This window comes from Rhodococcus sp. KB6, from assembly GCF_001445685.1.
In the GTDB taxonomy this organism is placed as follows: Bacteria; Actinomycetota; Actinomycetes; order Mycobacteriales; family Mycobacteriaceae; genus Rhodococcus_F; species Rhodococcus_F qingshengii.
Genome location: NZ_LNAK01000134.1, coordinates 833,662 through 854,039, shown reverse-complemented (window position 1 = coordinate 854,039; position 20,378 = coordinate 833,662). Strand labels below are relative to the sequence as shown.

At 63.0% G+C, this 20,378-nt stretch carries 19 protein-coding genes; 14 read left to right on the top strand and 5 right to left on the bottom strand.

Translation table 11 applies throughout. The features are described from left to right. From metH to hisG, 6 genes are all read left to right on the top strand, one after another. Window positions 1-3,289, top strand: a 3,289-nt coding sequence (gene metH, locus ASU23_RS23785) for a methionine synthase (RefSeq protein ID WP_058038863.1), incomplete at its 5' end; no start/stop codon positions are given. After that, complete coding sequence (locus tag ASU23_RS23780) at window positions 3,282-3,980, top strand: HAD family phosphatase (RefSeq protein WP_042450985.1); 699 nt, start codon at window positions 3,282-3,284, stop codon at window positions 3,978-3,980. The genes metH and ASU23_RS23780, both read left to right, overlap by 8 nt. 12 nt (window positions 3,981-3,992) lie before the next feature. Beyond that, complete coding sequence (locus ASU23_RS23775) at window positions 3,993-4,853, top strand: rhodanese-related sulfurtransferase (protein ID WP_058038808.1); 861 nt, start codon at window positions 3,993-3,995, stop codon at window positions 4,851-4,853. A 3-nt stretch (window positions 4,854-4,856) separates the two neighbouring features. Beyond that, window positions 4,857-5,771: a pseudouridine synthase gene (locus ASU23_RS23770; protein ID WP_007729895.1), complete on the top strand. Its 915-nt coding sequence runs from the start codon at window positions 4,857-4,859 to the stop codon at window positions 5,769-5,771. A gap of 59 nt (window positions 5,772-5,830) precedes the next feature. Further along, window positions 5,831-6,094 carry a phosphoribosyl-ATP diphosphatase gene (locus tag ASU23_RS23765; protein ID WP_003944933.1) on the top strand — a complete coding sequence of 88 codons (264 nt, stop codon included), beginning with the start codon at window positions 5,831-5,833 and terminating at the stop codon, window positions 6,092-6,094. A 97-nt stretch (window positions 6,095-6,191) separates the two neighbouring features. Next, a complete protein-coding gene (gene hisG / locus ASU23_RS23760) occupies window positions 6,192-7,043 on the top strand; it encodes an ATP phosphoribosyltransferase (RefSeq protein ID WP_003944905.1) in 852 nt (283 codons plus the stop codon). Window positions 7,044-7,089: 46 nt separating this feature from the next. Here hisG and ASU23_RS23755 read toward each other — a convergent pair whose 3' ends face one another. Both ASU23_RS23755 and ASU23_RS23750 read right to left on the bottom strand, forming a co-directional pair. Beyond that, window positions 7,090-7,899 (bottom strand): thioesterase family protein, encoded by an 810-nt coding sequence (locus ASU23_RS23755; protein WP_003944950.1) that lies wholly within the window; start codon window positions 7,897-7,899, stop codon window positions 7,090-7,092. A gap of 1 nt (window position 7,900) precedes the next feature. Further along, the gene (locus tag ASU23_RS23750; RefSeq protein WP_116058139.1) at window positions 7,901-8,962 is read right to left on the bottom strand and encodes a RecB family exonuclease; all 1,062 of its coding nucleotides are present in this window, start codon (window positions 8,960-8,962) and stop codon (window positions 7,901-7,903) included. Between ASU23_RS23750 and ASU23_RS23745 the strand changes: the two genes are divergently transcribed. Then, the gene (locus ASU23_RS23745; protein ID WP_218960111.1) at window positions 8,879-9,853 is read left to right on the top strand and encodes a tRNA (adenine-N1)-methyltransferase; all 975 of its coding nucleotides are present in this window, start codon (window positions 8,879-8,881) and stop codon (window positions 9,851-9,853) included. The two genes, ASU23_RS23750 and ASU23_RS23745, sit on opposite strands and share 84 nt — an antisense overlap. A 64-nt stretch (window positions 9,854-9,917) precedes the next feature. Here the strand turns inward: ASU23_RS23745 and ASU23_RS23740 are convergent, their stop codons facing one another. Next, a complete protein-coding gene (locus ASU23_RS23740; RefSeq protein ID WP_003944789.1) occupies window positions 9,918-10,442 on the bottom strand; it encodes a hypothetical protein in 525 nt (174 codons plus the stop codon). Between the two features lie 195 nt (window positions 10,443-10,637). Here ASU23_RS23740 and arc point away from each other — a divergent pair, with 195 nt between their 5' ends. Then, a complete protein-coding gene (gene arc, locus ASU23_RS23735; RefSeq protein WP_003944870.1) occupies window positions 10,638-12,413 on the top strand; it encodes a proteasome ATPase in 1,776 nt (591 codons plus the stop codon). A 118-nt stretch (window positions 12,414-12,531) separates the two neighbouring features. Further along, window positions 12,532-13,209, top strand: coding sequence for a TIGR00266 family protein (locus ASU23_RS23730; RefSeq protein ID WP_003944961.1), 678 nt, complete (start codon window positions 12,532-12,534; stop codon window positions 13,207-13,209). Between the two features lie 35 nt (window positions 13,210-13,244). Here the strand turns inward: ASU23_RS23730 and ASU23_RS23725 are convergent, their stop codons facing one another. After that, window positions 13,245-13,802 (bottom strand): NUDIX domain-containing protein, encoded by a 558-nt coding sequence (locus tag ASU23_RS23725; protein WP_007729886.1) that lies wholly within the window; start codon window positions 13,800-13,802, stop codon window positions 13,245-13,247. A 58-nt stretch (window positions 13,803-13,860) separates the two neighbouring features. Here ASU23_RS23725 and dop point away from each other — a divergent pair, with 58 nt between their 5' ends. From dop to prcA, 4 genes are all read left to right on the top strand, one after another. Then, window positions 13,861-15,360, top strand: a complete 1,500-nt coding sequence (dop, locus tag ASU23_RS23720; RefSeq protein WP_003944852.1) for a depupylase/deamidase Dop — start codon at window positions 13,861-13,863, stop codon at window positions 15,358-15,360. Window positions 15,361-15,508: 148 nt separating this feature from the next. Next, complete coding sequence (locus ASU23_RS23715; RefSeq protein ID WP_003944925.1) at window positions 15,509-15,703, top strand: ubiquitin-like protein Pup; 195 nt, start codon at window positions 15,509-15,511, stop codon at window positions 15,701-15,703. Further along, window positions 15,700-16,578 carry a proteasome subunit beta gene (prcB, locus tag ASU23_RS23710; RefSeq protein ID WP_058038807.1) on the top strand — a complete coding sequence of 293 codons (879 nt, stop codon included), beginning with the start codon at window positions 15,700-15,702 and terminating at the stop codon, window positions 16,576-16,578. The genes ASU23_RS23715 and prcB overlap by 4 nt, the downstream gene beginning before the upstream one ends. Next, window positions 16,575-17,342: a proteasome subunit alpha gene (gene prcA / locus ASU23_RS23705; RefSeq protein ID WP_003945006.1), complete on the top strand. Its 768-nt coding sequence runs from the start codon at window positions 16,575-16,577 to the stop codon at window positions 17,340-17,342. The genes prcB and prcA overlap by 4 nt, the downstream gene beginning before the upstream one ends. 37 nt (window positions 17,343-17,379) lie before the next feature. Here the strand turns inward: prcA and ASU23_RS23700 are convergent, their stop codons facing one another. Then, window positions 17,380-18,798 (bottom strand): bifunctional phosphatase PAP2/diacylglycerol kinase family protein, encoded by a 1,419-nt coding sequence (locus tag ASU23_RS23700; RefSeq protein WP_172827081.1) that lies wholly within the window; start codon window positions 18,796-18,798, stop codon window positions 17,380-17,382. A gap of 144 nt (window positions 18,799-18,942) precedes the next feature. Between ASU23_RS23700 and pafA the strand changes: the two genes are divergently transcribed. After that, a complete protein-coding gene (pafA, locus tag ASU23_RS23695) occupies window positions 18,943-20,301 on the top strand; it encodes a Pup--protein ligase (RefSeq protein ID WP_007729869.1) in 1,359 nt (452 codons plus the stop codon). Window positions 20,302-20,378 lie beyond the last annotated feature (77 nt).

The following is a 20,378-nucleotide window of genomic DNA, read 5'->3' as shown; positions in this document are numbered from 1 at the left end:
ACTCGCGGAAAAAGGCACTGCTCTCGCCCGTGAAGTAGCGGACGAGATGGGACCAGGCCGCGACGGCATGGCCCGATTCGTACTCGGCTCGATGGGACCGGGAACCAAGCTCCCCAGCCTGGGACACGCACCGTACGCAGTCCTGCGTGACGCGTACACCGAAGCTGCGCTCGGCATGATCGACGGTGGCGCCGACGCCATCCTCGTCGAAACCTGCCAGGACCTGCTTCAGGTGAAAGCTGCAATCCTCGGCAGCCAGCGTGCGATGGAGCAACTCGGACTGCGGTTGCCGATCATCACTCACGTGACGGTCGAGACAACCGGAACGATGCTCCTCGGCAGTGAGATCGGTGCGGCGCTGACGGCACTCGAGCCACTCGGTATCGACATGATCGGTCTGAACTGCGCCACCGGGCCGGCCGAGATGAGTGAACATCTCCGTCATCTGTCCAAGTACTCCACGCTGCCGGTGTCGGTCATGCCCAATGCCGGCCTGCCGCAGCTCGGTCCCAAGGGCGCCGAGTATCCGCTGACTGCCGACGAATTGGCCGAAGCCCTCAGTGGTTTCGTCTCCGAGTTCGGACTCGGCCTCGTCGGTGGCTGCTGCGGTACGACGCCCGAGCACATCAGCGCGGTCGCCGACGCGGTCCGTCAGGTCGAGAAGGCCCAGCGCACGCCGATCCACGAGCCGAGCACCTCTTCGCTGTACTCGGCGGTGCCGTTCGAGCAGGACGCCAGCATCCTGATGATCGGCGAACGCACGAACTCCAACGGCTCCAAGGCTTTCCGCGAGGCGATGCTCTCCGCGGACTACCAGAAGTGCCTGGACATCGCCAAGGACCAGACCCGCGACGGCGCACACATGCTCGACCTCAACGTCGACTACGTGGGCCGCGACGGTGCCGCCGACATGTCGGAACTTGCCAGCCGCCTGGCGACGTCCTCGACGCTGCCGATCATGCTCGACTCCACCGAGCCTGCCGTCCTGCAGGCCGGCCTCGAGCACCTCGGTGGCCGCTGCGCCGTCAACTCCGTCAACTACGAAGACGGCGCCGGCCCCGAATCGCGTTTCCACAAGATCATGACTCTGGTCAAGGAGCACGGCGCGGCGGTCGTCGCCCTGACCATCGACGAAGAGGGCCAGGCTCGCACCGCCGAGACGAAGGTCGCCATCGCCAAGCGTCTGATCGAGGACATCAAGGGAAACTGGGGACTCGCCGAGTCCGACATCATCGTCGACGCCTTGACCTTCCCCATCTCGACCGGTCAGGAAGAGGTACGACGCGACGGCATCGAGACCATCGAAGCGATCCGTCAGCTCAAGGCTGCGTACCCGGAACTGCACTTCACCCTGGGTATCTCGAACATCTCGTTCGGTTTGAACCCGGCAGCTCGTCAGGTCCTCAACTCGGTGTTCCTGCACGAGTGCACCGAGGCAGGTCTGGACACGGCGATCGTTCATGCGTCCAAGATTCTGCCGATGGCCCGAATTCCTGACGAGCAGCGTGAAACCGCACTCGACCTGGTCTATGACCGTCGTAGCGAGGGGTACGACCCGCTGCAGAAGCTGATGGCTCTGTTCGAGGGTGTCTCGGCTGCGTCGGCGCGCGAGTCCCGTGCGCAGGAACTGGCGGGACTTCCGTTGTTCGACCGGCTCGAACGCCGCATCGTCGACGGCGAGCGCAACGGCCTCGACGACGACCTCACCGAGGCGATGACGATCAAGCCTCCACTGGCCATCATCAACGAGACCTTGCTCTCGGGCATGAAGACCGTCGGCGAGCTGTTCGGCTCCGGACAGATGCAGTTGCCGTTCGTGTTGCAGTCGGCCGAGGTCATGAAGGCTGCCGTGGCATTCCTCGAACCGCACATGGAAGCGAGCGACGAGGACGGCAAGGGTCGCATCGTGATCGCGACCGTCAAGGGCGACGTTCACGACATCGGCAAGAACCTGGTCGACATCATCTTGAGCAACAACGGCTACGAGGTCGTCAACATCGGTATCAAGCAGCCGATCGCGACCATCCTCGACGTCGCGTTGGACAAGAAAGCCGACGTGATCGGCATGTCCGGACTGCTCGTGAAGTCCACTGTCGTGATGAAGGAAAACCTCCAGGAACTCAACGCACGCGGAGTCGCCGAGAAGTTCCCGGTTCTGCTCGGTGGTGCGGCGCTCACGCGCTCCTACGTCGAGAACGACCTGCAGGAGGTGTACGAGGGCGACGTCAGCTATGCCCGCGACGCCTTCGAGGGTCTGAACTTGATGGACCAGATCATGACGACCAAGCGTGGTGGCGGCCCGGCGCCGGACAGCCCGGAGGCCATCGCTGCTCGCGAGAAGGCTGCCGAGCGTAAGGCACGTCACGAGCGTTCCAAGCGCATCGCCGAAAAGCGCAAGGCTGCAGCGGTTCCCGTGGTCCTGCCGGAGCGTTCCGATGTCGCAGCCGACATCGCGGTGCCGACACCTCCCTTCTGGGGCTCGCGCATCGTCAAGGGAATCTCGCTGTCCGAGTACTCGGGGCTGCTCGACGAGCGCGCTCTTTTCCTCGGCCAGTGGGGCCTTCGCGGTCAGCGCAAGGGCGACGGTCCGACGTACGAGGAACTGGTCGAGTCGGAAGGCCGTCCGCGACTTCGGTACTGGCTCGATCGGTTGACGTCCGAGGGCATCCTCGCGCATGCCGCGGTCGTGTACGGGTACTTCCCGGCGATCTCGGAGGGCGACGACGTCATCGTGCTCACCGAGCCGAAACCGGATGCACCCGAAAGGTTCCGGTTCACCTACCCGCGCCAGCACCGCGACCGCTTTCTGTGCATCGCGGACTTCGTTCGCTCGCGCAAGGACGCCGAGGCCACCGGGCAGGTCGACGTTCTTCCGTTCCAGTTGGTGACGATGGGTCAGCCGATCGCGGACTTCGCCAACGAGTTGTTCGCATCGAACTCGTACCGCGATTACCTCGAGGTTCACGGAATCGGTGTCCAGCTCACGGAGTCTCTGGCCGAGTACTGGCATCGACGCGTCCGTGAAGAGCTAGTGCTCCCCGAGGGTCACACCGTCGCGGAGCAGGATCCCACCGAGGTTGCCGGTTACTTCGATCTCGAGTACCGCGGCGCTCGTTATTCGTTCGGATACGGCGCGTGCCCGGATCTCGAGGATCGAGCCAAGTTGGTGGCGTTGCTCGAACCCGAACGAATCGGCGTCGAATTGTCCGAGGAGCTGCAGCTGCATCCCGAGCAGTCCACGGACGCTTTTGTCCTGCACCACCCGGAAGCAAAGTATTTCAATGTCTGAGTTGTTGACCGAAGTATCCGAATCAACGCTCGGTGGTGTCCTGTGGGACATGGACGGCACCCTGCTCGATTCGGAGAAGCTGTGGGACATCGCGCTTCGTGAGCTGTCCCTACGCCTGGGCGGACCGATGACGGAAGCGACACGCGTTGCCGTCATCGGTGCGTCGAGTCCCTTCGCCCTTGCGACGGTGTTCGACGCGCTCGGCCTGGAGAAGCATCCCGATGCCATCGCCGAGGCGAAGGACTGGATGTACACCCGCGTCGGCGATCTGTTCGAGGACGGCGTGACCTGGCGGCCGGGTGCTCGCGACGCACTGTCGACCGTGCGTGACGGTGGTTTGCGTTCTGCACTGGTCACCAACACCGAGCGAGTTCTGGTCGATCGGGCACTCGGCATGCTCGGCCGTGAGTTCTTCGACCATTCGGTGTGTGGCGACGAGGTCCCCAACGGGAAACCGGCAGCGGATCCGTACCTGCGCGGCGCGCATCTGCTCGGACTCGAGCCGGCGCAGTGCCTCGCGATCGAGGACTCGCCGACCGGCACGGCGTCGGCCAGCGCTGCGGGTTGCGCGGTGCTCGTCGTTCCGTGTGAGGTCGACGTCCCGGCCGGCCCTGGACGCGTGTTTCGAGAGTCTCTGGTGGACTTGTCCATTCACGATCTTCACGACGTTCACTCGAGCGCGGCACGTTAGGCTGGATTTGCTGTGGCTATTCCGAAAATTGTTCTCTTCTACCAGTTCACGCCGTTGGCGGACCCGGAAGCGATCAAGCTGTGGCAGCACAGCCTGGCCGAGTCCAACAACCTGACGGGCCGGATCATCGTCTCGCCGCACGGGATCAACGCGACGGTCGGCGGAGACATCGAGGATGTCAAGCGATATGTCCGTGGTACGCGTGGTTACGAACCCTTCCGTACCGCTGACATCAAGTGGTCGGACGGCCTCGGGAACGATTTCCCTCGTCTGAGTGTCAAGGCACGCTCGGAGATCGTGACGTTCGGTGCCCCCGACGAGCTGAAAGTCGACGAGAACGGTGTGGTCGGCGGAGGAGTTCACCTGGTGCCCAAGGAACTACACGAACTCGTCGACACTCGCGGTGACGACGTCGTGTTCTTCGACGGGCGCAATGCCTTCGAAGCCGAGATCGGCCGTTTCCGAGATGCGATAGTTCCGGACGTCGCCACCACTCGGGATTTCGTCAACGAACTCGACAGTGGCAAATACGACCATCTCAAGGGCAAAGCCGTGGTCACGTACTGCACCGGCGGAGTGCGCTGTGAGGTGTTGTCTTCGCTGATGCGCTCACGTGGCTTCGACGAGGTCTATCAGTTGGACGGCGGAATCGTCCGTTACGGCGAGACTTTCGGCGACCGCGGCCTCTGGGACGGTTCCCTGTACGTGTTCGACAAGCGGATGAACGTCGAGTTCTCATCCGAAGCCAAGACACTCGGCGTGTGTGTCGATTGTGGTACTCCGACCCCGCGGTACCGCAACCGGATCGACGGCGACGGCCGAACCCTCGAATTGCTCTGCGAGAGTTGTTCACCAGACCTCGAGCAGGACTGAGCTGTGCCCAAGGCTCCGTTGCCGATCCGAAACGGTCTCGGACCTGACCGGCTGCGGATGCCGGCGGAGTCGTCGGCGCGGACCGTCCTCGAGCACCTGGTCGGCGAGCATCCCGGGGAGCGGGACCTGTGGGCGGACCTCGTCAGCGCCGGGGACGTCGTCGACGAGCACGGGCGGAAGATCACGAGCCGAACGCCCTATCAGCCGACCCGGTTCGTGTACTTCTACCGCGAGCCGGCCCCCGAGATTCCGGTTCCGCACGAGATCGAGATCTTGTACCGCGACGACTCGATTCTCGTGATCGACAAACCGCACTTCCTGGCGACCATTCCACGGGGAGCGCACATCGTCGAAAGCGCAGTCGTGCGCCTGCGTCGTGACCTGGACCTTCCGGATCTTGCGCCAGTTCACCGCCTCGACCGGATGACGGCGGGTGTCATCGTGTTCACCGTGACACCGGACCTACGACGGCCGTACCAGGAACTTTTTGCCGAGCAGCGGATCGTCAAGGAGTACGAGGCGATTGCGGGCTTCGATCCGGAACTGACTTTCCCTCGCACGGTGCGCAGCCGCATCAACAAAGTTCACGGCGAGATGACGGCTACCGAAATCGCGGGCGAGCCGAACAGTGAGACCTCGATCGAACTGATCGAGGTGATCACCGACTCGGCTGGCCGGACGCTCGGGCGATACAGGTTGCTCCCACGGACCGGCCGGACCCATCAGCTTCGGCTGCACCTCAACTCGCTGGGCGTCCCGATCGTCGGTGACAACTACTATCCGGAGTATCTGCCCGCAGTGCCCGGTGACTTCTCGACTCCGTTGCGATTGTTGGCGCGAGCGTTGGAGTACCCGGATCCGATCACCGGGCAGACCCGCAGGTTCGTGAGTTCGCGCAGCCTCGACGCAGGCTTGTGAACACCGCTGTTCGTGGGCGTGTGAAAACCGCTTCCGTCCTCGTGAAAGAATAGCTACCCGTGAAGACCTTCGAATCCTTGTTCGCCGAATTGACCGAGCGCGCTGCTACTCGCCCCGAGGGGTCCGGCACTGTCGCCGCCCTCGACGCCGGTGTGCATGCTCAGGGCAAAAAGGTCATCGAGGAAGCCGGTGAAGTGTGGATCGCTGCGGAATACCAGAGCGATGAGCAGCTCGCCGAGGAAATTTCCCAGCTGCTGTACTGGACGCAGGTGTTGATGGTCGGTCGCGGACTGACCCTCGAGGACGTGTACCGACATCTGTGATCGGAGCTGACCAGCGAGGTGTACTCCGTCTCGCTCGTCCAGGGCTTCCGATTCATGTCGTCTCACGTCACCCACACCTTCCGAAAGGACATCCACCATGCTGCGCGTAGCAGTTCCCAACAAAGGCTCACTGTCCGAGTCCGCCGCCGAGATTCTCAGCGAGGCCGGCTACCGTCGACGCACCGATTCCCGTGATCTGACGGTCCTGGATCCGGCCAATCAGGTCGAGTTCTTCTTCTTGCGCCCCAAGGACATTGCGATCTACGTCGGCTCCGGTGAGCTGGATCTCGGCATCACCGGTCGTGATCTCGCCGGCGACTCGGGTGCTCCCGTATCCGAGCGTCTGTCACTGGGCTTCGGCCGTTCGTCGTTCCGTTACGCAGCACCGGCCGGCAAGGACTGGGCCGTCGAGGATCTGTCCGGCCTGCGCATTGCAACGTCGTACCCGAACCTGGTCCGTAAGGACCTCACAGATCGCGGACTCGACGCCACCGTCATCCGTCTCGACGGAGCAGTGGAAATCTCGATTCAGCTCGGCGTCGCCGACGCGATCGCCGACGTGGTCGGATCGGGTCGTACTCTCCGCCAACACAACCTCGTGGCTTTCGGTGAATCGCTCTGCGATTCCGAAGGTGTCCTGATCGAGCGCACCGGCGCTCCGCAGGACGATCCCGCCCGCAACCAGCTCATCGAACGCGTACGCGGAATTGTCTTCGCGCAGCAGAATCTGATGATCGACTACGACTGCCCGCGCACCATCCTCGACGACGCCATCAAGATGACTCCCGGAATGGAATCGCCGACCCTCTCACCGTTGGCCGATCCCGACTGGGTCGCGGTTCGCGCGATGGTCCCGATCAAGGGACACAACCAGGTGATGGATGCCTTGGCCGAACTCGGTGCCAAGGCCATCCTCGCGTCGAACATCCGCTCGGTACGCGCTTTCTGATCACTGCCTGAATAGATTTACGCGCATTCGCGCCCGTTCCTGGAAATCAGGAACGGGCGCGAATCTGCAAAGTCTGGGCGATACGGCCCACGGCACCCTGCTCGTCGTAGAGCACGCCCGCACACATGCCGACGCCGTCCGGACCCGTTGTGGTTTCGGCGGCGACACCGACCCACTCTCCCTCGGGTACACGGAAGATATGCACCGTGAGATCTGTGTTGAGGAACGTCCAGTGCTCGGGGTCGAGCTTGGCGCCGACCCCGTTTGAGATGTCGGCCACCGCGAACAAACGCTCGAGAGCAGACATCTTCTCACCCTCGACCAGCTCTGGCTTGGGGCGCGCCCATACCTTGCCGGTTCCCACGCACCCGATCGGAGCAATCCAGGACCAGTCGAGGGTCTTGAGATAGCCGACGCTCCACAGACCCTCGAGAACGCCCGGGGTGCCGCTGTCGCGGGGTTCGAGCGGGGGATCGACTACGTGGACGACGTCGCCGGTATCCACCGTCTCCATCCGCCACGCCGTACCGCGCGCAACCGCGCGTGCAGATCCGTCGGCGGTGGTTGCCCACAGTTCGGCGACGATCAATTCGATTCGGCGACCGGGTCGTTCGATCCAGGACCGGACTTCGAGGTCGGCAATCGGAATCGGTCCGAGAATCTCGACGACGACGCGCGTCAGACGGGTTTCGTCGCGCGCACCGCACCGCTCGAGGGCTCGTACCAACAGCGCCGACGGGGGAGCGCCGTGCTGCAGTGTCGGGCCCCAGATGCTGACAGTTGCCTGCGTGCTCGCGAACCGCTCGTGCCCTTCCTCCGTCGTTCCGAGGTAGCGGTAGTACGAACTGTCCGTCATGTTATGAATTCTCCTTTGCGGCAACAGGTTCGGTGCTCAGTAGGTCCGGCCAACCTGGATACGGCGGAGGTGTTCCGCCGAACGAGGGGCACAGTGACTTGTGATCGCACCAGTCGCACAGTTTGCCAGGCTTGGGTCTGAAGTCTCCGGTCGCACCTGCCGCGAGGATCGCTTTCCAGATGGCGGAGAGGGTTCGCTCGAATCGGATGAGCTCGTCGTGATCCGGGGCGTACGTGAGAATCGAGCCGGAGGCCAGATAGATCAGGCGCAGTTGTGCGGGAACGATTCCGCGAGTGCGCAGCAGTACGAGCGCGTAGAACTTCATCTGGAAGAGCGCCTTGGATTCGGTGAACTCGCGAGGCGCTTTTCCGGTCTTGTAGTCGACCACCCGCACCTCACCCGTCGGTGCAACGTCTATCCGGTCGACGAAGCCGCGGAGTCGAACGCCGTTCTCCAATTCGGTCTCGACGTAGACCTCGCACGCCTCGGCATCGAATCGAGTGGGATCTTCGAGCGTGTAGTACGTCGCGACGAGCTTGCCGACTTCGTCGAGGAACGAATCCAGCTCGCCCTCCGGAACAAGGTCAGCGGCCTCGGGAGACTCGGCACTGACACGTTCCCACGCGGGACGGACGAGTTCGGCTGCGCGATCGGGAACCCGGTGACCGGTCGGGAGTGCAAACAGTGCTTCCAGTGCCGCGTGTACGACGGTGCCTCTGACCTGGGCTCTGGTTGGCGTTTCCGGAATTCTGTCGACTGCTCGGAAGCGATAGAGCAGGGGGCATTGTTTGTAGTCACCCGCCCGAGACGGAGAGAGCGCCGGCCGACTACGCGGGCGCTCGTGTGATGTTGCACCCGTTGGAGTGGGGGTTGGCAATTCGACAGAGCTCACACCTGGCAGGCTATGCGGTTGGTCCGACAACTCCGTCGGAGCCGGTGGCGAGGACACCGGAAACAAGCGAACAGGGATCATCTGCGCATGGCGAACGAGCTGCAACCAGAAGAAGGCACGACCGAAGTGGATGAGGTTGCGCAGTCCGCTGTCGCCGAGATTCCCGAACAAGAGCTTCCAGAAGCTGATCTCACTGCGCCGGGCAAGCGGCCGTCAGGTCCGTTCCGCGTCGGCGACCGAGTACAGCTGACCGACGGTAAGGGACGCCACTACACGATCGTTCTCGAGGCGAACCGCGAATACCACACCCACAAGGGCGGAATCGTTCACAACGATCTGATCGGTGCCGACGAGGGCAGCGTCGTCAAGTCGGTCAACGGCACGCCCTATCTCGCACTGCGCCCCCTGCTGGTGGACTACGTGCTGTCCATGCCGCGCGGTGCCCAGGTCATCTACCCGAAGGACGCAGCTCAGATCGTCCACGAAGGCGACGTGTTCCCCGGAGCGCGCGTGCTCGAGGCCGGAGCCGGCTCCGGCGCACTGACATGTTCGCTGCTGCGTGCCGTCGGACCCGAGGGCAAGGTCATCTCCTACGAGGTCCGCGACGATCATGCCGAACATGCGGTTCGCAACGTCGAGACCTTCTTCGGGGAACGTCCGCCGAACTGGGAACTGACCATCGCCGATCTCGCCGAGTTCGATCCGGAAGCGCACGGAGGCAAGGTCGATCGCGTCGTCCTCGACATGCTGGCCCCGTGGGACGTCCTGCCCGCCGTCTCGAAGGCACTCGTGCCGGGCGGCGTGTTGATCGTCTACGTTGCGACCGTTACTCAGCTCTCGAAGGTCGTCGAGGCGATGCGGGAGCAGGAATGCTGGACCGAGCCCCGCTCGTGGGAATCGATCGTGCGCGGTTGGCACGTCGTCGGTTTGGCGGTGCGCCCCGAACATCGGATGCAGGGCCACACCGCGTTCCTCGTGAGCGCTCGTCGTCTCGCCGAAGGAACCGTCACCCCGAAGCCGCAGCGGCGTGCGGGCAAGGGCTCGAACACCGCGGCCAAGTAGTCACACGAAAACAACAAGAGCGGCGATCCGGTATCCGGATCGCCGCTCTTGTCGTAGCTGGAAGTTATGCGGTGCAGGAAGCGCGGCCCATTTCCAGGAGCACGCAAGCCGAGGTGTCGGACAGCTTCCAGGAGCCGTCTTCGAGCTCCCAGGTCCACGGGGTGGCCGGGGCGGCGCCGTGCGGGCTGACGACGGCGACGTCTGCAGTTGCGGTCTGACCGTCGACCTTGACGTTGTCCACGTTGAACGTGATCGCGTAGGCCGGGTTACCGCCCAGTGCAGCACTCATCGTCTCGATGTTGGCCTGACGCTTGGTTCCGTCGACCACCAGAGCGGTCTTCTCCTCGATCGGCTTGGCCGGATCGATCAGCGCGACGAGCGAAGCGTTGAGCTCCTCGGCCGTCGGAGCCGCTGCGGCAGCGGCAGCTGACGTCGTGGCGGAAGCCGAGGCCTTGGCCGTGGTGCTCGAGGCGGCGGCGGAAGTAGAACTTGCAGCCGTCGAATCCTTGTTGTCGTCCGAGCTGCATGCACCCATGGTCAGGACGGCAGCGACAGCACAAGCGCTGATGAGAGTCTTGCGGATGATCACAGCGTTACCTTTCGTTGTAAAGAGAGACAGGCGCTGTCTCCATCTTGTAGGCAAGGCTAACATGACCAAATTCTGGCTCGAGACCAGTCGGCACGGTCCGCGCGCAGGTGTGAATTCGCACTCGCGCACCGTGTCTGGCGACAGTTGGGGCCTTATGCCGGTAGCGTTGATGGATCGCACTGGGAGGAGACGCACATGAGCTCGACAGAGAACCCGGATTCGGTTGCGGCAGCAGAAGAACTCCACGCGCTACGAGTGGAAGCACAAGTACTGCGCCGACAACTTGCACAATCGCCGGAGCAGGTGCGTGAGCTGGAGTCGAAGGTGGACTCGTTGTCCATCCGAAACAGCAAGTTGATGGACACCCTCAAAGAGGCCCGTCAGCAGCTCATCGCGCTTCGTGAAGAAGTCGACAGACTCGGTCAACCGCCGAGCGGTTACGGAGTCCTTCTCTCGGTACACGAGGACAAGACCGTCGACGTGTTCACGTCGGGTCGCAAGATGCGGTTGACGTGCTCACCGAACATCGACACGGACACCCTCGCCCTCGGGCAGACGGTTCGCCTCAACGAGGCACTCACCATCGTCGAGGCCGGCACCTACGAGCAGGTCGGTGAGATCAGCACGCTCCGTGAGGTACTCGACGACGGCTTGCGCGCACTGGTGGTCGGCCATGCCGACGAAGAGCGCATCGTCTGGCTCGCAGCGCCGTTGGCAGCCGTCTTCGCCGACCCCGAAGCCGACATCATCGCGTACGACGCCGATTCTCCGACCAGGAAACTGCGTCCGGGCGACTCGTTGCTCGTCGACACCAAGGCCGGGTACGCCTTCGAGCGCATCCCGAAGGCCGAGGTCGAAGATCTGGTTCTCGAAGAAGTTCCGGACGTTCACTACGACGACATCGGTGGTCTCGGGCGTCAGATCGAACAGATCCGTGATGCCGTCGAACTCCCGTTCCTCCACAAGGATCTGTTCCACGAGTACTCACTGAGGCCGCCGAAGGGTGTGCTGCTCTACGGTCCGCCTGGTTGCGGCAAGACGCTCATCGCCAAGGCCGTCGCCAACTCGTTGGCCAAGAAGATCGCCGAAGCCCGCGGTCAGGACAGCAAGGACGCCAAGTCCTACTTCCTGAACATCAAGGGCCCGGAACTTCTGAACAAGTTCGTCGGCGAAACCGAGCGTCACATCCGGATGATCTTCCAGCGTGCTCGTGAGAAGGCGTCCGAGGGCACTCCGGTGATCGTCTTCTTCGACGAGATGGACTCGATCTTCCGTACCCGTGGTTCGGGAGTCTCCTCCGACGTGGAGACAACGGTCGTTCCGCAGCTGCTCAGCGAGATCGACGGTGTGGAAGGGCTCGAGAACGTCATCGTCATCGGCGCTTCCAACCGTGAGGACATGATCGACCCGGCCATCCTGCGTCCCGGCCGACTGGACGTGAAGATCAAGATCGAGCGCCCCGACGCGGAATCCGCTCAGGACATCTTCTCGAAGTACCTGGTGGACGGTCTGCCGATCAATGCAGACGACCTCGCCGAGTTCGGTGGAGATCGCACTGCATGCTTGAAGGCGATGATCGTTCGCGTCGTCGATCGCATGTACGCGGAGAGCGAAGAGAATCGTTTCCTCGAGGTCACGTACGCCAACGGCGACAAGGAAGTTCTGTTCTTCAAGGACTTCAACTCGGGGGCGATGATCCAGAACATCGTCGACCGCGCCAAGAAGTACGCGATCAAGTCTGTGCTCGACACCGGTGCTCCGGGCTTGCGTGTGCAGCACCTCTTCGATTCCATCGTCGACGAGTTCGCCGAGAACGAGGATCTGCCCAACACCACCAATCCTGATGACTGGGCACGTATTTCGGGCAAGAAGGGTGAGCGGATCGTCTACATCCGCACTCTCGTCACGGGCAAGAACGCCAGTGCGAGCCGCGCGATCGACACGGAGTCGAACACGGGCCAGTACCTGTAACGAAACGAACATCGATCGGGCCGGCCACTCCGCGAGAGTTGTCGGCCCGATCTCTGCGTCGCTGCCGTTGACTTCGTTGTGATTGGACCGGTCGGTCGCGCTGGTTTAGAGTCCCGCCGTGCAGATACATCTTCGACACAATCCGTCGTCCACAGTCGCTCGCTGCTACCTCGCGCCCGGCGAACCGCTGCGCGTGGAGAGCGGGGCGATGCTCGCGCATTCTGCCGGCGTAGTTCTCGAAGCGAAGGCGCAGGGCGGCGTCCTGCAGGGACTCAAGCGGTCGATGCTGAGCGGCGAATCATTTTTCGTCACGACGTATACCGCTCCGCCGCAAGGTGGTTGGGTCGACGTGACTGGTGTGCTTCCCGGAGATCTGATCCCGCTGACCATCACCTCTGATCGCCCGTTCTTCCTCAACCGTGGAACCTGGTTGGCCAACTCCTACGGTGTGACGGTCGAGTCCAAGTGGGGCGGCATGTCCAACCTCTTCGGCGGTGAAGGAGGCTTCGGCCTGCGGGCAAGTGGCGACGGTGAAGTAGTGCTGGCCGTCTACGGCGCGATCGACGTCATCGACTTGCAGCCAGGCGAGACAGTCACGATCGATACCGGTCACGTGGTCGCCTACGACCTCGGCATGAATTTCAACATGCGGCGCGCCGTTCAGGGGCGCACCATTCAGTCGATGAAGTCCGGTGAAGGATTTGTCTTCGACTTCACCGGACCCGGTCGCGTTCTCGCGCAGACCCGCAACCCCAGCGCGTTCGCTGCGTGGCTCTCGGCGATCACCCCGGGCTGATCACAGGTCCCACCAGTGTTCAGTCCCAGCGGTGTTCAGCTCCAGCAATAGTCGGCCAGCAGCGCGCGTGAGTCCGGAACGAACGGCCACGACGGGTCCTGCAGGTGGGCGCCGAGTTCTTTCGGCGTCCACCACCAACCTTCGGCGATCTCGCTGGGCTGATGTGCCATCGGCCCGTCGTATCTGAGTTCGAACGCAAACAGGTGACAGCGCAACGGAGAGTTGTTCCACTCGCCGTCCCAGGATTTTCGAGCGATCTCCGTCAGTCGGAGTGGCTGGTCTGCCGTTCCGAAGATTCCGAGTTCTTCACCGACTTCACGGATCGCAGTTTCCTGCGGCGTCTCACCTGGATCGACGACACCTCCGGCAAGACAGTCGTGATAGCCCCCGAACACCGCTTTCGTGTCGGTTCGGCGATGGACGTAGATGCGGGAGCCGTCCCCGGTACGAACCAGGACGCCCGCACTCGCGTGCCAGAGCCCACCCGAGTAGACGACCGAACGTGGTGCTCGGCCGATCGGATTACCCGTCCGGTCGTACACGGCGACTACCTCGTCCGCGGGATTCAGGTCTGCGGTGAGAGGTTGGTGCATTCCTCCAACTGTGCCACGCCTGTGGGTGCCGCGCCGCAATCACATAGGCTCTTGTGTCATGCAGCGGATCATCGGTGTCGAGGTCGAATACGGAATATCTTCACCCAGTGAGCCGTCGGCGAATCCGATTCTCACTTCAACCCAGGCGGTGCTTGCCTACGCCGCCGCAGCGGGCGTGCCACGGGCCAAGCGCACACGCTGGGATTACGAGGTCGAATCTCCGCTGCGAGATGCCCGAGGCTTCGATCTGGGGCGAATGAGCGGTCCCGCGCCGGTGATCGACGCGGACGAGATCGGCGCCGCGAACATGATTCTCACCAACGGGGCACGGTTGTACGTCGACCACGCACATCCGGAGTATTCGGCGCCCGAGGTCGCCGACCCGCTCGACGCCGTGATCTGGGACAAGGCCGGCGAACGCGTCATGGAAGCGGCTGCGCGGCACGCATCCAGCGTGCCGGGTGCGCCTCGGCTCCAGCTGTACAAGAACAACGTCGACGGCAAGGGTGCCTCGTACGGCACGCACGAGAACTACCTCTGCTCACGTGAGACCCCGTTCGCCTCGATCGTGACCGGATTGACGCCGTTTTTCGCGTCCCGGCAGGTGATCTGCGGTTCCGGTCGTGTGGGTCTCGGTCAGTCCGGCGACGAGGCCGGATTCCAGCTTTCGCAGCGATCCGACTACATCGAGGTCGAAGTAGGCCTCGAGACCACTCTCAAGCGCGGAATCATCAACACCCGCGACGAACCGCACGCGGATGCAGACAAGTATCGCCGCCTGCACGTCATCATCGGTGACGCGAACCTCGCGGAGATGTCGACGTACCTCAAGGTTGGAACAACGGCGCTGGTACTCGACCTGATCGAGGCAGGTGTCGACCTCACCGATCTGCAACTGGCGCGTCCGGTCACCGCCGTCCACCACATCAGTCACGACCCCACTCTGCGCAAGACCGTTGCGCTGGCCGACGGACGTGAACTGACAGGGCTTGCGCTGCAACGCATTTACCTCGAACGTGTCTCGAAGTTCCTCGACCGTGAGACCGATCGTGATCCGCGAGCGGACGATATCGTCGCCAAGTGGGCGATGGTTCTCGATCTCCTCGAGCGCGATCCCATGGAGTGCGCGAACATCCTCGACTGGCCGGCCAAACTGCGTCTGCTCGAAGGGTTCCGCAATCGTGAGGGACTCGCGTGGTCGGCGCCGCGATTGCATCTGGTGGATCTGCAGTACTCCGACGTGCGACTCGACAAGGGCCTGTACAACCGCCTGGTTGCTCGCGGCTCCATGGAGCGGCTTGTCACCGAACAGCAGGTTCTCGACGCGGTCACGAACCCTCCCACCGACACTCGCGCATACTTCCGGGGCGAGTGCCTACGCCGATTCGGTGCCGATATCGCGGCCGCGAGCTGGGATTCGGTCATCTTCGATCTCGGCGGTGAATCGTTGATCCGTATCCCCACCCTCGAGCCGCTTCGAGGTACCAAAGCGCACGTCGGAGCGTTGCTCGACTCCGTGGACAGCGCCGCGGAACTGGTTGATCAGCTCACTCACTGAAATCAGCCGATGCGGCTCGCCGTCGCGTCTCTCCACACCTGACGGTGCCGCTCGGTAGGGTGAAGGTCCGAGCGGGATCAGTTACCGACTCTGCTGGGCCGAACAGGATGCTCGCGAGAGCTCCCTTCACACAAGGAGGTCGACGGCGATGGCTCAAGAACAGACGCAGCGTGCCGGTGGCGGCGAAGACGACGAAACCACTGGTGGCGACGGCAGTGCCGGCCAGGAACGTCGCGAGAAGCTCGCTGCAGAAACCGACGACCTGCTCGACGAGATCGACGACGTGTTGGAAGAGAACGCCGAGGACTTCGTCCGTGCCTACGTCCAGAAGGGCGGCCAGTGACGGTGGATCGCGCGCCCCGGATCACAGACGGGGACACACGGTTGAGCTTCGGCTCGAATCTGTCGTCATTCTCGGAATACCTTCGGGTGCATGCACCGGAGCATCTTCCGCAGAACCGCTTCGCCGACACAGGAGGTGTTGTCATGGGCGGGGGAGACGTAGCTCCGCACGGCACCACCATCGTCGCGATCAGCTATGCGGGTGGTGTTCTGCTCGCGGGTGATCGCCGAGCGACGATGGGCAATCTCATCGCCAGCCGTGACGTGCAGAAGGTGTACGTCACGGACGACTACTCGGCTGCGGGTATTGCCGGTACGGCCGGGATCGCAATCGAACTGGTCCGGCTCTTCGCGGTCGAGCTCGAACATTACGAGAAGATCGAAGGCGTCCCACTCACGTTCGACGGCAAGGCCAATCGACTTTCGTCGATGGTTCGAGGAAATCTCGGAGCAGCGATGCAAGGTTTGGCGGTTGTGCCACTGCTCGTGGGTTACGACCTGGACGCGGTCGATCCGTCCACCGCCGGTCGCATCGTCTCCTACGACGTCGTCGGTGGGCGATACGAGGAGCGCGCGGGCTATCACGCAGTCGGATCCGGCTCCCTGTTCGCGAAATCGGCGCTCAAGAAGCTGTATTCACCGGGAATCGACGAGGACACCGCGCTTCGGTTCGCCGTCGAGGCGCTCTACGACGCGGCAGATGACGATTCGGCTACCGGTGGTCCTGATCTGACACGAGGGATCTATCCGACGGCGGTCACCATCACCTCGGCCGGCGCTGTGGAGTTGTTGCCCACCAGGGCTGCCGAGATCGCCAGGGAGATCGTCGCGGCTCGCACTGCGACCGCGAGTCCGGAAGGGGAGTCTGCGCTATGACGATGCCGTATTACGCATCAGCCGAACAGATCATGCGCGATCGTTCGGAATTGGCGCGCAAGGGAATTGCCCGCGGGCGCAGCGTCGTCGTTCTCACCTACCGCGACGGAGTGCTCTTTGTCGCCGAGAACCCGTCGCGTGCTCTGCACAAGGTCAGCGAACTGTACGACCGTCTCGGATTCGCGGCAGTGGGCAAGTACAACGAGTTCGAGAATCTGCGCCGCGCGGGCATCGTCCACGCAGACATGCGTGGGTACTCGTACGACCGTCGGGACGTCACCGGGCGTTCGCTCGCCAATGCGTACGCACAAACCCTGGGAACGATCTTCACCGAGCAGCCCAAGCCGTACGAGGTCGAGATCTGTGTTGCCGAGATCGGTCGCTTCGGAAGCAGTACGCCGGCTCAGCTCTACCGGATCACGTACGACGGATCCATCGCGGACGAGCAGGAATTCGTGGTCATGGGCGGCACGACCGAACCGATCGTGACGGCGATGCGCGAGTCGTACCAGCGAGACCTCGACCTCGAATCCGCAGTGCGGATTGCAGTCGGGGCGCTCCAAAAGGGCGGCCCGGCACCGGCCGGAACCACTGAGGCGGAACCACGAACTCTCGATGTGAGTGCACTCGAGGTTGCCGTACTCGACAGCAATCGTCCACGCCGTGCGTTCAAACGGATCGCTGGAACGGTTTTGGAAGAGATGCTTCCAGCTCCGGCAGCAGTCGAGGATGCGCCGCCGGCAAACGGCGACGCACCCTCGTAGATACTCCGTAGGTCTGGGAGTTACTGCAGGTCTGGAGTTACTGAGTGACTCGGTAGACGGCCACCGCGCCCGGTTCGGTGTCGAAATCGAACCGGCGCGCGTCTGCCACCACTTCACCGTCGGTGGCGATGGCTACCGGTGAATCGGCGACTCGAACCGACATCGACGAGACGAGTTCGCGAACGTAGACCCGCGAGCTGCCCAATGTTCCTGTGGCAGCCGCAAACAGCAGACGTGAGCGCGAGAATTTCTTGTCCGCGCGCAGATAGCGGACGTCGAGTAGTCCACGGTTCATCTCCGGACGCGACATCGGCACCTGATCGGCGGGGGAGTATCGCCCGTTTCCGACGAACAGCATCCAGATTGTGGTCCGCTTCCCGTCGATGGTCACCGTCATCGGCTCCGCCGCTGCGAGAACCCGGATCATCGCGGCTCCTGCGGCCGGCCACTTACCGAAACGCGGTTCCCATTTTTCCCTCAGGCGCACAGCATCCGGGTATCCACCGAGGCTGGCTGTGTTGAGAAACCGTGCAGTCACTCCGGAATCCGTGCGCACCACCGCGTGGTCGACGAATGCCGCCTGACCGGACTCGACTGCCTGTGCGGTCTCCTCGACATTCACCGCCCCGACGTCGCGGGCGAAATGGTTCAATGTTCCGCCGGGAAAAACCGCAAGTGGTAGCTCGTGCTTTGTCGCCGCGGTCGCGACCGTGACCACTGTTCCGTCGCCGCCGCATACACCCAACGCTTTCGGCGAGAGCTCGGGGATCTTGGCATCGATCTGCATGTCGAAGTCGATGTCCGCGTCGAACTCGTAGACGATCGCCGCAGGTAGTAGTTCTCGAATCGATTCCACGATCCCGTCGTCCTCGGAGCCTGAACCAGGATTGGTGAAGACCAACAAGCCTTCTCCGCGCGGGAGCGCGGGAACCACGCACTCGGGTCCGAGTTCGGCGGGCTCTTCGTCCCGCACCGCCCACCAACGACGCGTGCCGGCAGCGATAGCACCGCCGACCGCGAGGCCTGCGAAGACGTCGGACGGCCAGTGGACTCCGTTGTGAACGCGTGAGTACGCCACTGCTGCGGCCAGTGGTGCCAGAGCAGCTCCAGCAACCGGGGACTCCATGGCCACTGCCGCGGTGAATGCCGCGGCCGAAGACGAATGTCCGGAGGGGAACGAGGACGACGTCGGAATGTCGACGCCTCGCTTCGGGCTCAGCCAGACGCGTGCCGGTGGGCGTCGGCGGGGAAAGAGGGGCTTGAGTATGCCGTTGGCCAGCGCGCTGGAACCGGCCAGTGCGAGCAGCCCGCGTGCTGCTGCCCTACGGGGCCGCCCGCCGATCATCGCGAGCAAGGCGGCGACAACCATCCACAAAACGCCGTGATCGGCGGCTCTGGAGAGAAACCGCATGGTCGGGTCGAGCACGGAAGGGCGCAGTGCTCCAGTGCTTTCCATGACTTTGACGTCGCTTCGGACAACTTTTCGGCGAATAAGGCTCACACCGTCACACTATGCTGCCGCCCGACGTTGTCGAGTCGTGACTTACGACGCGATCGAAGTACACGGGTGAACCTCGCATTCTGGTTGTACTGTCGAAGTGTGCAGAGACGAATCATGGGTATCGAGACGGAATTCGGCGTTACCTGCACCTTTCACGGGCACAGGAGACTGAGCCCCGACGAGGTTGCTCGTTACCTCTTCCGTCGTGTCGTGTCGTGGGGTCGCAGCTCCAACGTCTTCCTCCGTAACGGAGCTCGCTTGTACCTGGATGTGGGTTCGCACCCGGAGTACGCGACGGCCGAGTGCGACAGCCTCATCCAGCTGGTCAATCACGACCGTGCCGGTGAGCGTGTGCTCGAAGAACTGCTGATCGACGCCGAGGCGAGACTCGCCGAGGAGGGTATTGGTGGCGACATCTATCTCTTCAAGAACAACACCGACTCGGCCGGAAACTCGTACGGCTGCCACGAGAACTTTCTCGTCGCGCGCGCCGGTGAGTTCTCCCGCATTTCGGATGTCTTGTTGCCGTTCCTCGTCACGCGCCAGTTGATCTGCGGCGCCGGAAAGGTACTGCAGACTCCGAAGGCCGCGACGTTCTGCCTCTCGCAGCGCGCGGAACACATCTGGGAGGGCGTCTCGTCGGCTACCACTCGCTCGCGTCCGATCATCAACACCCGCGACGAACCGCACGCGGACGCCGAGAAGTACCGCCGCCTGCACGTGATCGTCGGCGATTCGAACATGGCCGAAACGACGACGATGCTCAAGGTCGGTTCTGCCGCACTGGTGCTCGAGATGATCGAAGCCGGGGTGTCGTTCCGCGATTTCGCGCTGGACAACCCGATTCGTGCCATCCGCGAGGTCAGTCACGACGTGACCGGTAAAAAGCCGGTTCGCCTTGCTGGTGGACGTCAGGCCAGTGCCCTCGATATTCAACGCGAATACCACGCCAAGGCAGTCGAACATCTGCGTAACCGCGAACCGGACCCGCAGGTGGAGCAGGTAGTCGACCTGTGGGGTCGCACCCTCGATGCCGTCGAAGCTCAGGATTTTGCGAAGGTCGACACGGAGATCGACTGGGTCATCAAGCGCAAGCTGTTCCAGCGCTACCAGGACCGTCACGGTTTCGACCTGTCCGATCCCAAGATCGCGCAGCTCGACTTGGCGTACCACGACATCAAACGCGGCCGGGGTGTCTTCGACGTTCTCCAGCGCAAGGGCTTGGTCAAGCGGGTCACCGAGGACGAAACGATCGACGACGCCGTCGAGAATCCGCCGCAGACCACGCGCGCCAAATTGCGGGGCGACTTCATCACCGCAGCCCAGGCAGCAGGCCGGGACTTCACAGTCGACTGGGTTCACCTCAAGCTCAACGATCAGGCGCAGAGAACGGTGCTGTGCAAGGACCCGTTCCGCTCCGTCGACGAGCGTGTCGAGCGTTTGATCGCTTCGATGTAGGTCACTCAATTTCGAGATGTACAAGACGGCAGGTCTGTTTTGCGGCGACGCGCCGGGCACGAAAGTGTCCGGCGCGC

Bases quoted from the DNA above. Each gene is read 5' to 3' on its own strand.
- ASU23_RS23700 (WP_172827081.1), bottom strand. From the start codon at position 18,798: ATGGAAAGCACTGGAGCACTGCGCCCTTCCGTGCTCGACCCGACCATG.
- ASU23_RS23780 (WP_042450985.1), top strand. From the start codon at position 3,282: ATGTCTGAGTTGTTGACCGAAGTATCCGAATCAACGCTCGGTGGTGTC.
- ASU23_RS23755 (WP_003944950.1), bottom strand. From the start codon at position 7,899: ATGACGGACAGTTCGTACTACCGCTACCTCGGAACGACGGAGGAAGGG.
- ASU23_RS23715 (WP_003944925.1), top strand. From the start codon at position 15,509: ATGGCTCAAGAACAGACGCAGCGTGCCGGTGGCGGCGAAGACGACGAA.
- hisG (WP_003944905.1), top strand. From the start codon at position 6,192: ATGCTGCGCGTAGCAGTTCCCAACAAAGGCTCACTGTCCGAGTCCGCC.
- dop (WP_003944852.1), top strand. From the start codon at position 13,861: ATGCAGCGGATCATCGGTGTCGAGGTCGAATACGGAATATCTTCACCC.
- arc (WP_003944870.1), top strand. From the start codon at position 10,638: ATGAGCTCGACAGAGAACCCGGATTCGGTTGCGGCAGCAGAAGAACTC.
- ASU23_RS23725 (WP_007729886.1), bottom strand. From the start codon at position 13,802: ATGCACCAACCTCTCACCGCAGACCTGAATCCCGCGGACGAGGTAGTC.
- prcA (WP_003945006.1), top strand. From the start codon at position 16,575: ATGACGATGCCGTATTACGCATCAGCCGAACAGATCATGCGCGATCGT.
- ASU23_RS23745 (WP_218960111.1), top strand. From the start codon at position 8,879: ATGGCGAACGAGCTGCAACCAGAAGAAGGCACGACCGAAGTGGATGAG.